The sequence below is a fragment of the Xanthomonas sp. NCPPB 2866 genome (assembly GCF_041475745.2).
GTDB lineage: Bacteria > Pseudomonadota > Gammaproteobacteria > Xanthomonadales > Xanthomonadaceae > Xanthomonas > Xanthomonas arboricola.
This window is the reverse complement of the sequence record NZ_CM192975.1, coordinates 2052131-2066764: the sequence shown is the minus strand read 5'-3', so window position 1 is coordinate 2066764 and position 14634 is coordinate 2052131. Positions and strand designations below refer to the sequence as shown.

Below are 14634 nucleotides of genomic sequence, written 5' to 3'. Positions count from 1 at the left end.
CATGCAATCCGTGCTTGCTCCTGCCAATTCCCCTCTTCCGCCCGTGGTCGACGAGTCGACCCGGTTGTCCGTCCTGCGTGGCCTGTGCCTGCTGGACTCGCCGCCGGACCCGGTGTTCGAGACCATCGCCGCCATGGCCGCCCGCAACCTGGGCGCAGAAATCGCGCTGGTGTCGCTGGTGGACGAGCATCGTCAGTGGTTCAAGGCCCGCATCGGCCTGGAACCGCAGGAAACGCCGCGCGACCAGGCGTTCTGCGCGCATGCGATCCGCGCCCCCGAGGTGATGGTGGTGCCCGACGCGCAACTGGATCCGCGCTTTTGCGACAACCCGCTGGTGCTGGGACCGCCGTTCATCCGTTTCTACGCCGGCGCGCCGCTGACGCTGCGCGACGGCCACCGCATCGGCACCTTGTGCGTGATCGGGACCAGCCCGCGCCCGGGCCTGGATGCCGAAGCGATCACCCAGCTGGAAGGCCTGCGCGACCTGGCGGTGCTGCGGGTGGAAAACCTGCGCAGCACCACCTACCGCGACGGACCGACCGGGCTGCCCAATCGGTCGCGCTTTGCCGAAGACCTGGATGCCTGGCTGTCGCAACGCGACAGCGCGCCGGCCACCACCGCGGTGGCGGTCGACATCTGCGGCAGCGATTACTTCCGCGACATGGTCAAGGCGCTGGGCTGGGACTACGCCGACGGTTATGTGGCGATCGCGCAGCGTCGGCTGGCGGCCTATCTGCCTACCGGCACCGCGCTGTATCGGCTGGACCCGACCACCTTCGGTTTTCTGGCCCAGGCCGAAACGCAGCGTCTGTCCGCGCTGTGCACCAAGGTCTCCAAGGCCTTTGCCGAAACGCTGGAACATCAGGGCATTCCGCATACCGCAGTGGCCTCGATCGGCGCGGTATCGCTGCAGACCAGCTATGGCGCGGCCGACACCATCCGCTCGCTGACCACCTCGGTAGACATCTCGCGCGAACGCGGCGTGCCGTGGAGCATGTACGAGCGCAAGCACGACGTGGCCCAGCGCAATACCTTCCGCCTGCTGGCTTCCCTGCCCGCCGCGCTGGACAGCGCCAGCCAGCTGCGCCTGCACTACCAGCCGCGCGTGGACCTGCACGATCACCGCTGCGTCGGAGTGGAGGCGCTGCTGCGCTGGCAGCATCCGATGATCGGCCCGGTGATGCCCGCCGACTTCGTGCCGATGGCCGAAAAAACCGCGTTGATCAACCGCATTACCGCCTGGGTCATCGACAACGGCATCGCCCAGGCCGCGCGCTGGCAGCAACAGGGCCTGGATTTCAACCTGGCCCTGAACGTGTCGGCCGCCGATCTGGACCGGCCCGGATTCGTCGGCCTGCTGCGGCGTGGCCTGGAGCGCCACAACCTGGATCCGCGCCGGCTGGAGATCGAATTCACCGAAAGCGCGATGATCCGCCACCCCGAGCATCTGGCCGAGCAATTGGCGGCCATCGCGGCGCTGGGCGTGCATATCGCCATCGACGACTTCGGCACCGGCTACAGCAATTTCAGCTATCTCAAGCAGCTGCCGGCCAGCTCGTTGAAGATCGATCAATCCTTCATCCGCTCATTGCCGGACAACCGCACCGACCGCACCCTGGTGCCGGCGATGATCCAGCTCGGCCACAGCCTGGGCCAGCGCGTGGTCGCCGAAGGCATCGAGTCGGCGGAGGCCTACGCGCAGCTGCGCACCTGGGGCTGCGACGAAGGTCAGGGCTACTGGATCGCCAAGCCGATGCCGGCGGCCGCACTGGAAACCTGGCTGCAGACGCCGTGGCATGAGCAGCTGGAAGCGCCGGTCAATCTGCTCGCCGCAAGCCTGGCCGCGGCGCGGGTGTAAGCGGAAGCAGCACAGCAGCCAAAACGCACGCGGCGCGACACCTGAGTGTCGCGCCGCGTGCGCACAACCAATTTCAGCGGACTGGCTGGGCGATTACCAGAACACCGCATACAGCGCGACCAGGATCACCACCACCCCGATCGCACCGACCTTGAAGCCCAGCGTAGTGCCGTAGGCCACATCGTCGGTACGGATCAGGTCGCGCGCCTGGGTGGGCGCGGTCATCAACGACACCAGCACTGCCAGCACCAGCGCCGCCACGAACACCACGCCGATGCGGTCCATGAACGGCAGTTCCGGCCAGGCGAACTTGAGCGCGAACGACAGCACCACCGAGCCGATCGCCGCGGTCAGTGCGCCGGCCTCGTTGGCGCGCTTCCAGAACAGGCCAAGCATGAAGATCACCACCACGCCAGGCGTGAAGAAGCCGGTGAATTCCTGGATGAACTGGAAGCCCTGATCGAAGTTGCCCAGCAGCGGCCGCGCGGTCAGGATGCCGATCACCACCGCCACGATGGCCACGATGCGACCCACGCGCACCAGCTGCTTCTGCTCGGTCTGCGGGCGGAACTTGGCGTAGAAATCCAGGGTGAAGATCGTCGCCACCGAGTTGATCTTGGAGGCCAGCGAGGCCACGATCGCCGCCACCAGCGCCGCGAACACCAGGCCCAGGATGCCGGTCGGCAACAGCTGCATCATGGTCGGATAGGCCTGGTCGGGCTTGGCCAGGTCCGGCGCCAGCACCACCGCGGCAATGCCCGGCACCACGATCACCAACGGCATCAGCAGTTTCAGGAACGCGGCGAACACCATGCCCTTCTGCGCCTCGCCGATGTTCTTGGCCGCCAGCGCGCGCTGGATGATGTACTGGTTGAAACCCCAGTAACTGATGTTCATCACCCACAGACCGCCCAGCAGCACGCTCAGGCCGGGCAGGTCCTTGTAGAACGGGTTGTCCTTGCTCAGGATCATGTGGAAGTGCTCGGGGTGCGCATTCCACAGGTGCTTGAAGCCGGCCAGCACGCCGGCACCGTCGCCGATCCGTGCCAGGGTCAGCCCGGCCACCAGCAGGCCGCCCAGCACCAGCAGCGTGACCTGCACGATGTCGGTCAAGGCCACCGCTTTAAGACCGCCGTACAGCTGGTAGACCAGCGCGAACACGCCGATCAACGCCAGTGCCAGGGTCTGGTCCATGCCGGTGACCTGGCTGACCGCGATCGACCCCAGCCACAGGATCGAGGTGAGATTGACGAACACGTACAGCAGCAGCCAGAACACCGCCATCAGCGTGCGGATCCACTTGCCGTACCGCTGTTCCAGGAACTGCGGCATGGTGTAGATGCCGTTGCGCAGAAAGATCGGCAAGAAGAACTTGCCGACGATCAGCAGCGTCAGCGCCGCCATCCACTCGTAGGAGGCGATCGCCAGCCCGATCGCGTAGCCGGAACCGGCCATGCCGATGATCTGCTCGGCCGAGATGTTCGCGGCGATCAGCGAGGCGCCGATCGCCCACCACGGCAACGACTTGCTGGCCAGGAAGTAATCCTCGGCGCTCTTGCTGTGACCTGCCTTCTCGCGCGAGACCCACTGCGCGAGCACGAAGATGCCGGTCAGATAGACCAGCACAATCACGATATCCAACGTCGCCAAACCCACTGCACTCTCCTGTCTGGCTCTGGGCCGAGCGTCGTGGACCGGACAGGTCTGCAGACTGCCGCCGCCCGCACTGCGTGCGTGGCAGCAGCGCGGCGAACCGCAGCTGCAGGCCATCCCGGCCGATCGACGCGCGCGTCCCGCGGCGGCTGATGACACCACCGCTGAGGGTGGCCGCTTTGACACGTCGCCGGGGCCGGCGACGCATGTATGAGGTTGTTACCTGGGCATACCCGCAAGCGCGCCTGCGGGTGTGCTGCTTACTTGACCGGGCAGTCGAGCGTGACTTCGGCCTCGTTGAGTGCGCCCAGCGCGATCTTCGACACCGACAGGTCCAGCGCCGCAGCGCTTTCGATGCTGGCGACCTGGGTCAGCTTGGTCACATCCGCACCGGCCACCGCGAAGCACTTCAAGGGCACGCCGACCACCTTCCACTGGCCCTGCGGCAGCGCGGCCAGGGTCTTCTGCGCATCGACGCGGCCGCCGCACTTGTCGCCACAGCCCACGCCCAGCCATACCGGCGCGGTCACCGCGCTGTCGCGGCGCACGGTCAGCTGCAACTGCACATCGCCGTTGCTCTCACGCGAGACATCGACCGGCTTGCCGGACACCAGCAACACACTGGAGGCCTTGGCACCGGACCAGACCAGACGCCGCGCATCTTCCTGCGCCTTGTGATCGACTGCGGTCATCTTCAGGCTGCCATCGGACAGACCCACCGGCAGCGTGGTGGCCGGCATGTTGGCCTGGCCGGCATTGGACAGCTGCATCGCAATGCCCAGCGCCGGCTTGCCGCGCACGAAGTACACGCCACCCACCGACTGCTCGCCGGACACGCCCGATTCCTCCGGCAAAGCAGCCAGGTCGCCCTTGTCGGCGTAGGTCAGGCCGAAGCCGAACTTGAACTGCGGGTCGTAATCCTTCTGCCCGACGTTGTTGGCGAACTGCACCGCGGTCTTGGGCCAGGAGAAGCTCAGCTTGCCCTTGAAGTCGTTCTGTACCGTGCCATCGGCCTTGCGCAGCAGCACGTCGGCAATGCCCTCGCCTTCCGAACCCGGCAACCAGGCGGCGACGAATGCGTCGGCGGCGTTGATGTACTGGTTCATCCACAACGGACGCCCGCTCAGGAACACCGCCACCACCGGGATGCCTTCGGCCTTGAGCTTCTTGATCAGCGCCAGCTCGCTCTCGTCGCCCGGCTTGTACAGCAGGGTGGCGATGTCGCCCTGGAACTCGGCGTACGGGTTCTCACCGAACACCACCACCGCCACGTCGGGCTTGGTCTTGTACGCACCATCGACTGCCAGCTCCGCCTTGCCGCCGGCGGCCTTGATCTGCTTGTCCAGGCCTTCCCAGATGGTGTTGCCATTGGGGTAGTCGCTGCGCTTGGTGCCGGTGCCCTGCCAGTTCAGCGTCCAGCCGCCGGACTGCTTGCCCATGTCGTTGGCACCATCGCCCAGCACCAGTACGCGCTTTTTTGGATCCAGCGGCAGGATGCCGGCCTGGTTCTTGAGCAGCACCAGCGACTCGCGCACCGCCTGGCGGGCGATCGCGCGGTGTTCCGGCGCGCCGAGCAATTCGTACTTGCCGCCGAGCGGGCGCTTGGACGGCTTGCCGGCTTCGAACAAGCCCAGGCGCAGCTTGACGCGCAGGATCCGGCGCACCGCATCGTCCAGGCGCTCGGCCGAGATCTGGCCCGACTTCACTGCCGCCAGTTCGGTCTCGTAGATGCCCTTCCAGCTGTCGGAGGCCATCGCCATGTCGACGCCGGCAATGAACGAGGCCGGGCAGTTTTCGTTGGTGCAGCCCTTGACCTGGCCGTGGCCATTCCAGTCGCCGACCACGAAACCGCCGAAGTTCATGCGGCCCTTGAGCACGTCGGTCAGCATGACCTTGTTGCCGTGCATCTTCTCGCCGTTGAAGCTGTTGAACGAGGCCATCACCGTCTGCGCACCGGCCGCGATCGCCGGCGGGTAACCGGCCGCGTGGATATCGCGCATGGTGGCTTCGGACACCTTGGTGTCGCCCTGGTCCTTGCCGTCGGTGGTGCCGCCGTCGCCGACGAAATGCTTCACCGAGGAAATCACGTGGCTGCCGTCGAGGAACTGCGGGGTGCCCGGCACGCCCTGCACGCCTTCGACCATCTTGCCGGCGAAGCTGGCCACCACCTCCGGCGACTCGGAATAGCCTTCGTAGCTGCGGCCCCAGCGGTCGTCCTGCGGCACCGCCACGGTCGGCGCGAAGGTCCACTCCATGCCGGTGACGCGGGTTTCGGCGGCGGTGACTTCGCCGATCTGCTTGATCAGCTCCGGGTTGCGCGTGGCGCCCAGGCCGATGTTGTGCGGGAACAGCGTGGCGCCGACGATGTTGCTCTGGCCGTGCACCGCATCGATGCCGAAGATGATCGGAATCGCGTTGCCGCCCTTTGAGGTGTCCATCGACGCTTCATAGAAGGCGTCGGCCAGCTTCAACCATTCGGCCGGGCTGGCGTCGTACTTGCCGCCTGGATCGGAATTGCCGCCGGCCAGCACCGAGCCGATGCGGTACTTGCGCACATCGTCCGGGGTCATGCTGGCGATGTCGCCCTGGATGGTCTGCGCGACCTTCTCTTCGACGCTCATCTTGGCCATCACATCGGTGATGCGCTGCTCCAGGGCCTGGTCCTGGGCGAACGGCCACTTCGGCGACGGCCACTGGTCGGGATGGATCGTGGTGGACGCCTCGGCAGGTGCGGCGGCCGGTGCGGTCTTGCTCGCCTCGGCAGCGGTGTCCTTGCCTTGGCAGGCGGCCAGCATCAGCACCGCTGCGGCGGTGGCCAGAGAGAGGGCACGACGCGCCACGGGCGCGGCGGTACGACGAAGCAGCTTGTCCAATATCCAGGTCTCCAGGTGGTTCTCCCCACGGCGATGCGTGACGCCGCAGGCCATTAGGCGGCGTACGCTTGCGTGATTCCCCTACCCTGTCAACAACACGCGCTTGTATGCCAAACGCCGGCCAACTTATTGGCCCGGGCTATAGGCTTGGAATACCGGCAGCACCTGTCAAACCACGGCAAAGCGCCGAATCCGGCGTGGCGCTTGATTTTTCGCGGCGGCGCAGTTTGCTGCAATGCACCACTGTCCGCGATCACTATTGCGCAGCTCCTGTCACCTGCACGCGCGTTGCTGGGTTCGCTTGCTGCACCGTGTACGAACGCCCGCCAACGGGTGAGCTCGCCGTCAAACAACTGTCATACCCCGGGCCTAGCGTGACCGGCTTGCCGATGCGCCACCGGCCATCGTTGATCGTCGTCTTTGCCTGGAGTTTCGATGTCTGCCTCCCCCGATCCCGCCCGCCGCCGCCTGATGCAGTTGCTGGCGTCCGTCCCGCTGTTGCCGCTGGGCAGCGCCAGTGCCGCCGCCCTGCAACACCTCGGCGGCGCGGCACTGGCCGCGCACCCGTTGCGGCCGTCGGACAACCCGACCCAGCTGGTGTCGGCCACCTTCCATGGCATGCCCGCACCCAGCCTGGCCACCCCCGCGGCGATGGCCACCACCACGGTGGGGTCGGCGCTGACGGTGGCGCGCAGCGACGGCAGTACCCAGCGTTATGCGCTTGCGTACCACCCCTTCTTCGTCACCGGCGACCAGGTGCCCGACGGCAAGGGCGGCACCGTGCTGGCCGGTGGCTATTACGACATCCAGCATCGGCCGATCATCGACCGCTCCAAACCCGGTGCCGAACGCCCGTTCTTTTCCGATTGCCCGGACGGCTCCTCGCTGCTGACCCTGCCCGATGCCAAGGTGCCCGGGGTCAAGGGCAACCACGTGTTTGCGGTGGTGCAGTTCGAATACACCACCCGCGACCAGGCCGGCAACGACACCAACCGCCACCTGCCCGCGCCGATCGCGGTGCTTACGCTGGATCAGGACCCGGCCACCGGCAAGCTGTCGCTGGTGAAATACCACAACGTCGACACCGCGCCGGTGCATGGGCTGTGGACCACCTGCGGCGCCAGCCTGTCGCCGTGGAATACCCACCTGTCCAGCGAAGAGTACGAACCCGACGCCACCGCGCTGGCCGGCAACACCCAGTTCCGCAGCTACAGCACGCATCTGTACGGCGACCCGGAAAAAGCCAATCCGTATCACTACGGCCACCTGCCCGAAATCACCGTGCACCCGGACGGTACCGGGAGCGTGCGCAAGCACTACTGCCTGGGCCGCATCTCGCACGAGCTGGTGCAGGTGATGCCCGACCAGCGCACCGTGCTGATGGGCGACGACGCCACCAATGGCGGTCTTTTCATGTTCATCGCCGACCGCAAGGCGGACCTGTCGGCCGGCACCTTGTACGTGGGCAAGTGGCAGCAGACCTCGGGCGTGGGCCCGGGTGCGGCCACGTTGCGCTGGATCAAGCTCGGCCACGCCACCAGCGCCGAGATCCAGGCCATGGCCGACCGCCTGACCGCTGCCGACATCCTCGACGTGCATCTGAGCGACCCGGGCGATGGCTCGTTTACCAAGATCCCGTTCAACGGCACCTTCAACTGGATCCGCATCAAGCCGGGCATGGAGAAGGCGGCGACTTATCTGGAAACCCATCGCTACGCGGCACTGGCCGGCGGCAGCCTGGGCTTCACCAAGCTCGAAGGCACTACCGTCAACGCGCGCGACAAGATCGCCTACATGGCGATGTCCTACATCGTCACCAGCATGCGCAACGGCTCGGGCGACGTGAAGGTGGAAGGCCCGGATGCGGGTGCGGTGTACGCCCTGAGTCTGCGTGGCGGCCAGCGCGACAACCACGGCGCGCCGATCCACAGCGACTGGGTGCCGATCGACATGGCCGCACCGGCCGCACTCACCGGCCACGATCTGGCCAAGGCCGACGCGCTGGGCAACCTCGCCGACCCGGAACGGCTGGCCAACCCGGACAACCTCAAGTTCTCCGAAGCGCTGCGCACCTTGTTCATTGGCGAAGACAGTAGCCTGCACGTGAACAATTTCCTGTGGGCCTACAACGTGGACAGCGGCACGCTGACGCGGGTGCTGTCGGTGCCGGCCGGCGCCGAATCCACCGGCCTGCATGCGGTCGACCAGATCCACGGCTGGACCTACGTGATGAGCAATTTCCAGCATCCCGGCGACTGGGAAAGCCCGCTGCACGACACCGTCAAGGCCACGCTGGATCCGCTGATCCGCGCCAACTACAAGAACCGTTTCGGCGCGGCGGTGGGCTACCTCACCGGCGACCCGGTGGCGGTGAAGCTGGGCAAGGCGTAAGCGCCGCCGTTGCAGTTGCAGCGCTGCGTGACGCTGCAGCCGACACGTGCCACGTGGCGTTCTCGCTGCTGTCGCAAGGCCAGTAGGAGCGCACCTGGGCGCGAAGAGCTTTCCCGGTATGGCCTGTCGGGCCCGGGTGCGCTCCTACGGGTGAGACTCACACGTGCAGCATGGCGTTCCCGCTGCTGTCGCAAGGCCGGTAGGAGCGCACCTGGGCGCGAGGAGCTTTATCGGTATGGCCTGTCGCGCCCCGGTGCGCTCCTACGGGTGAGGCCGACGCGTGCAGCGTGGCGTTCTCCCTGCTGTCGCAAGGCCAGTAGGAGCGCACCTGGGCGCGAGGAGCTTTGCCGGTATGCCTGTCGCCCAGGTGCGCTCCTACGGGTGAGGCCGACGCGTGCAGCTTGGCGTTATCGCTGCTGTCGCAATGCCGGTAGGAGCACACCTGGGCGCGAGAAGCGGATCAGACCGCAAGTGCCTGAGCGCGGTCAGGACTGCCGCAACTCCAGCGCCGCCATCACGATGGGCTTGGCCCAATCGGGAACCTGCGCCAGTTCTTCGGGCGTTTGCGGGTATTGCAGGCCATTGCGGTCCAGTTCCAGCACCAGCAGCGGCGCGACCTGCCCGGTCGCGTCGGCAGGCGCGCTGTTGTCGTAGACATGCAGCACCGACAGGTGCGGCAACAGCGCGATCAGATTGGCACGCGAGGCATCGTAACGCTCGCGGATCTTGTGCTCGGGGATGGCATGCCCGCCTGCGGCCACGCGCGCCGCCACACGTGCGATATGCAGCTCGACGCTCGACAGGCCGCAGAACCAGACCGCCACCGTGTGCGTCGCGCAGGCCTGCCGCAGCAGGCGCGGGATGGTGGTCGCGCCCAGAGTGGTTTCGAACGCATAGTCGTGGCCGGCGTCCATGGCCTGACGCAGCCGCCGAACGCCTTCCTGCCAGGCTTGTGCATTGGCGTCTTCGGGTGACCAGTCCTGTTCCACAAGGTCCCGGGTGAACGCATCCGGGTTGAACCAGGTGGCGCCGTCTTCCCGCAGCAGGCTGCCCAGCAGCGAACTCTTGCCGGCGCCGTTGACGCCGGCCAGCACCAGAATGTTCCCCACGATTTACAGCGACGGCCCCAGCGCGATCTTGCTGCCCCGGCGTGCCGGCTTGCCGATCACCTGGGCCAGGCCTGCGCCGTCGGTCACCGCCGCAAGATGCGCATCGAACCTGGCCTGCAGTGCCTGCAGCGACTGCGCGCGCGTCGAGGCGGCCGTCGCTGCACTCGCCTGGCTGACCAGCCGGCGGTATTCCTCCGCGTCCACCACCACCGCCTCGGGGTGATTGTGGTTGGTGATGACCACCGCGCCATGCGAGCGCACCTTGCGCATCAGGTTGGGCCAGCCCTTCACCTTGATGTCGGCAGCGGGGGATTTTTCGAGCTCGGGCAGATCCTGGAGGCGAGACATGGGACGGTCCTGCGCGCTGTGGTGGCCCCAGCCTACTCCCAACGTCCCATTTTGGGAAATTTGGCTATTTGGCCCAAATTTATTGCCACGCAGGAACTCCAGAAACAGAACGGGGCCCGCAGGCCCCGTCGTCTGACACCATCGATGCGCGACAGGCTCAGCCGCGCAGCTTGGCCAGCAGCTCGCGCGTCACCGGGTCGGCCACGTCGGCCGACTCGCCCTTCAGCGCCGGCAGCAACTGGCTGGCCAGCTGCTTGCCCAGCTCCACGCCGAACTGGTCAAACGCGTTGATGCCCCACATCACCGATTGCACGTAGACGCTGTGCTCGTACATCGAGATCAGCGCACCTAGCGCCTGCGGGGTCAGCGCATCGAGCAGGATCACTGTGCTCGGGCGGCCGCCCGGATAGCTGCGGTGCGGATCGCTGCTGTCCTGGCCGTTGGCCAACGCTTCGGTCTGCGCCAGCACGTTGGCCATCAGCGCGACGTGGTTCTCCGCATACGGATCGTCGTTGTGCACGGTGCCGATGAAATCGGCCGGCACCACGCTGGTGCCCTGGTGCAGCGCCTGGAAGAAGCTGTGCTGCACATCGGTACCCGCACCGCCCCACCACACCGACACGGTGTCGCTGTCCACTGCAGAACCGTCGAGCTTGACCCGCTTGCCCAGGCTTTCCATCACCAGCTGCTGCAGATAGGCCGGCAGCAGGGCCAAGCGCTGGTCGTAGGTCATCACCGCATGCGTGGCGCTGCCGAGCAGGTTGCGGTTCCACACCGCGGTCAGGCCGTGCAGCACGGCGACGTTTTCTTCCAGTGGCGTGTCGAGCACATGCGCGTCGAACTGCGCAGCGCCTTCCAGCAATTGTTCGAAACGCTCGAAGCCGATCGCCAGCGCGATCGGGAAACCTACCGCCGACCACAGCGAATAACGCCCACCGACCCAGTCCCACATCGGCAGCACGCGGCTCGGTGCGATGTCGAAGGCCTTGGCAGCGCGCTCGGGATTGGCACTCACCGCGTACAGGCGCTCGCTGCCGCCCAGCCAGGCGTGCAGGATGCTGCCGTTGAGCAGCGTTTCCTGGGTACCGAAGGTCTTGGAAATCAGGATGCCGGCGGTGTGGGCCGGGTCCAGCGTGGCCAGCGTGCGCTGCATCGCCGCGCCATCGACGTTGGAGACGAAATGCACGCGGAAACGCGCGCCCGACGGCGTCCGCAAGGCATCGGCCACCAGCCGCGGCCCCAGGTCCGAACCGCCGATGCCGACGCTGACGATATCGGTGACGTCGGTGGCTTCCAGCTGCTGGATCAGCGCGCCCATGCGTTGGCGGACTTCCGCGGCGGTGGCATACGCTTCGGAGGCCACCGGCGCATCGGTCAGGTCGCCGCGCAATGCGGTGTGCAATGCAGCGCGCTGTTCGGTGACATTGACCTGCTCGCCGCGGAACAGGCGCTCGAACGCGCCGGCCAGGTCACGCTCGCGCGCGATGGCGAACAAGGCATCCAGCGCGGCGCGGTCGTACTTCTGCCGCGCGAAATTGAAATACAACGGACCGACCTGCCTGGCGTATTGCGTCGGCCGTTGCGGCTCGGCGGCAAGCAATGCGGGGATGGCAGCGCCGCGCAGGCGCTGGGCGTGGGCGTGAAGCGCGTCGAATCCGTTGGTATGTGTCATGCGGCCTGCGTGGGGATGCTGTGGTTGGTGTGGGTGATCGTGTTGCTGCCGTCCACATATACCAGATTGGGCTTGAAGGTCTCGGCTTCGGCTTCGCTCATGCTGGCGAAGGCGGCCACGATGATCAGGTCGCCGACCTGCACGTGACGCGCGGCGCCGCCGTTGAGCGAAATGATGCCGCTGCCTTCGTCGGCACGGATGGCATAGGTGCTGAAACGCGCACCGTTGGTGACGTCCCAGATATGCACCTGTTCGAACTCACGGATGCCGGTGGCTTCCAGCAGCAGGCCGTCGATGGCGATCGAGCCTTCGTAATTGAGCTCGGAATGGGTGACGGTGGCGCGGTGAATCTTGGCTTTCAGCAGGGACAGGTGCATGACGGGCAACGGCAAAGGAAAGCCGGCATTTTAGCGGAAAGCGCCGATGTCCACCGGCCTGCCGCGCAACCGGTGGTGAGGGCTTCAGGCCGGCACCGGACAAACGCGCCTGTGCGCAGGATCGCAGGCGTCGCCGGTCGCGGCCTGACGCAGCGCCTGCAGCGGTATCAGACCGCTCAGAATTCCAGGTTGTCGATCAGCCGCGTGCTGCCCAGACGGGCGGCGATCAGGGCCACGCGCGCGCCGGCATGGCTGTCGCCCGGTTCGCTCAGGTCGGACAGCCGCACCACCGAGTAATCGACGCGGAAACCGGCCTGTTCCAGCGCCTGGGTGGCGGCGTCCTCGACCTGCGCACGCGGCGTACCGGCGGCGTAGCTATCGCGCATCTGCAGCAGCACCTTGCGGATCTGGGTCGAGCGCGGGCGCTCGTCGGCGGTCAGATACTGGTTGCGCGAGCTCATCGCCAGGCCGTCGGCCTCGCGCACGATGCTGCCGCCCAGGATCTCGATCGGAAACGCCAGGTCGGCCACCATCTGGCGGATCACCGCCAGCTGCTGATAGTCCTTCTTGCCGAAAGCGGCAACGTCCGGCTGCACCTGGTTGAACAGCCGCGCCACCACCGTGCACACGCCATCGAAATGCCCCGGCCGGCACACCCCTTCCAGCACGTCGCTGACGCCCGGCGCGTGGATCGGTGTGGCCAGTGCGGTGCCGAGCGGATACATGGTGTCCACGTCAGGCAGCCACAGTGCATCGCAACCGGCGTCTTCCAGGCCGCGCAGGTCGGCCTCGGGCGTGCGCGGGTAACGTGCGAAGTCTTCGTTGGGGCCGAACTGGGTCGGGTTGACGAACACGCTCGACACCACGCGGTCGGCGTACTGGCGCGCCAGCATCACCAGCGAATAGTGGCCGGCGTGCAGGTTGCCCATGGTCGGCACCAGCGCCACGCGCAGGCCCTCGCGCTTCCAGCCGGTGACCAGTGCGCGCAGGGTGGAAAGATCGGTCAGGGTCTGGATCATGCGGCGTACGCGTGCGCTGCGTCGGGGAAGCTGCCGTCGCGCACGGCCTGCGCGTAAGCGCGCACCGCGCCCGCCACCGAGCCGCCTTCGGCGAGGAAATCCTTGACGAACTTGGGCCGGCGGTGGCCGCTGTCCAGGCCCAGCATGTCGTGCATCACCAGCACCTGGCCATCGCAGCCGGGGCCGGCGCCGATGCCGATGGTGGGCACGCCGAGCGCGGCGCTGATCTGGGTGGCGATTGGCGTGGGCACGCATTCCAGCACGACCAGGCTGGCACCGGCATCGACCACGGCCTGCGCGTCGCGGCGCAACTGTTCGCCGGCTTCGCCGCGCCCCTGCACCGTGTAACCGCCGAAACGCAGCACCGATTGCGGGGTCAGCCCCAGATGCGAGCAGACCGGGATCTCGCGCTCGACCAGATAGCGGATCACCTCGAGCTTGTGCCCGGCGCCCTCGATCTTGACCATCTCCGCGCCAGCCTGCAGCAGTTGGGTGGCAGCGTCCAGTGCGCGCTCGGGCGTGGCATCGGCCTGGAACGACAGATCGGCCACCAGCAACGCCCGCTCCAGCACCCTGGCCACTGCGGCGGTGTGGTAGACCATGTCGGCGGTGGTCACCGGCAAGGTCGAATCGTGCCCCTGCACCACCATGCCCAGCGAATCGCCAACCAGGATCAGGTCGACGCCGTTGGCATCGAAGGTCCGCGCAAAGCCGGCGTCGTAGGCGGTCAACATGACCAGTTTTCGACCCTCGCGCTTGGCCTGCGCCAAGGCGGGCACGGTCCAGGGCTTGCTGTCGGTATGGCTGCTCATGAAGTCATTACGTGGGGTGATAAGCCGGCCATTATCTACCCAATCGGCTCCAGCCCGCAGACATCGATGGCCTGCAGGGCGTGTCGCACTGTTCCATGGCCCGGAATGATCGCCTCCGGAGCGAGCTCGGACAGCGGCAGCAGCGCAAAGGCGCGCGCCTGCAGATGCGGGTGCGGGACCTGCAGGCGTGGCAGGTCGATCACCTGATCGGCGTACAGCAGCAGATCCAGGTCCAGCGTGCGCGGGCCCCAGCGCTCGCCGTCGATACGCTGCCGGCCGAAGGCCTGCTCGATGCCGAGCAAGGCCTCCAGCAGTTGCAATGGCGCCAGCGCAGTACGCAGCTGCGCCACCGCATTGATGAAATCGGGCTGGTCTTCGCGGCCCCAGGCCGGCGTGCGATACAGGCGCGAGGCGGCAATCAGGGTGGATTGCGGCAGCTCGCCCAGTGCGGCGATGGCCGCGCGCACGCTGGCCTCGGCCGGACCCAGGTTGGCGCCCAGGCCGACAAAGGCGGTGTGCACG

General features: G+C 66.9%; 11 protein-coding genes. 2 read left to right on the top strand and 9 right to left on the bottom strand.

Features of this window, described 5'->3' with window-relative positions:
- Position 1: 1 nt before the first annotated feature.
- A complete protein-coding gene (locus ACCQ04_RS08960; RefSeq protein WP_024940761.1) occupies positions 2-1858 on the top strand; it encodes a putative bifunctional diguanylate cyclase/phosphodiesterase in 1857 nt (618 codons plus the stop codon).
- Between the two features lie 93 nt (positions 1859-1951).
- Here the strand turns inward: ACCQ04_RS08960 and ACCQ04_RS08955 are convergent, their stop codons facing one another.
- Positions 1952-3514 carry a sodium/sugar symporter gene (locus tag ACCQ04_RS08955; protein ID WP_226427750.1) on the bottom strand — a complete coding sequence of 521 codons (1563 nt, stop codon included), beginning with the start codon at positions 3512-3514 and terminating at the stop codon, positions 1952-1954.
- Between the two features lie 257 nt (positions 3515-3771).
- Entirely contained in the window at positions 3772-6384 is a 2613-nt protein-coding gene (locus ACCQ04_RS08950; protein WP_046345913.1) for a glycoside hydrolase family 3 protein, read from the bottom strand.
- Positions 6385-6819: 435 nt separating this feature from the next.
- On the opposite strand from ACCQ04_RS08950, the gene ACCQ04_RS08945 reads away from it, so the two are divergent.
- A complete protein-coding gene (locus ACCQ04_RS08945) occupies positions 6820-8775 on the top strand; it encodes a PhoX family protein (RefSeq protein ID WP_226427749.1) in 1956 nt (651 codons plus the stop codon).
- Positions 8776-9260: 485 nt separating this feature from the next.
- Here ACCQ04_RS08945 and ACCQ04_RS08940 read toward each other — a convergent pair whose 3' ends face one another.
- The 7 genes from ACCQ04_RS08940 to folK form a co-directional block, all read right to left on the bottom strand.
- Complete coding sequence (locus ACCQ04_RS08940) at positions 9261-9884, bottom strand: ATPase (protein ID WP_226427748.1); 624 nt, start codon at positions 9882-9884, stop codon at positions 9261-9263.
- Between the two features lie 3 nt (positions 9885-9887).
- Complete coding sequence (locus tag ACCQ04_RS08935; RefSeq protein ID WP_047125491.1) at positions 9888-10232, bottom strand: type II toxin-antitoxin system prevent-host-death family antitoxin; 345 nt, start codon at positions 10230-10232, stop codon at positions 9888-9890.
- 157 nt (positions 10233-10389) lie between these two features.
- The gene (gene pgi / locus ACCQ04_RS08930; RefSeq protein WP_226427747.1) at positions 10390-11904 is read right to left on the bottom strand and encodes a glucose-6-phosphate isomerase; all 1515 of its coding nucleotides are present in this window, start codon (positions 11902-11904) and stop codon (positions 10390-10392) included.
- Entirely contained in the window at positions 11901-12281 is a 381-nt protein-coding gene (gene panD, locus ACCQ04_RS08925) for an aspartate 1-decarboxylase (protein ID WP_024939767.1), read from the bottom strand. The genes pgi and panD overlap by 4 nt, the downstream gene beginning before the upstream one ends.
- 176 nt (positions 12282-12457) lie before the next feature.
- Positions 12458-13300, bottom strand: coding sequence for a pantoate--beta-alanine ligase (gene panC / locus ACCQ04_RS08920; RefSeq protein WP_226427746.1), 843 nt, complete (start codon positions 13298-13300; stop codon positions 12458-12460).
- Complete coding sequence (gene panB / locus ACCQ04_RS08915) at positions 13297-14112, bottom strand: 3-methyl-2-oxobutanoate hydroxymethyltransferase (RefSeq protein WP_039510407.1); 816 nt, start codon at positions 14110-14112, stop codon at positions 13297-13299. Before panB ends, panC begins: the two co-directional genes overlap by 4 nt.
- Positions 14113-14147: 35 nt before the next feature.
- Positions 14148-14633 carry a 2-amino-4-hydroxy-6-hydroxymethyldihydropteridine diphosphokinase gene (folK, locus tag ACCQ04_RS08910; protein ID WP_047125494.1) on the bottom strand — a complete coding sequence of 162 codons (486 nt, stop codon included), beginning with the start codon at positions 14631-14633 and terminating at the stop codon, positions 14148-14150.
- Position 14634 lies beyond the last annotated feature (1 nt).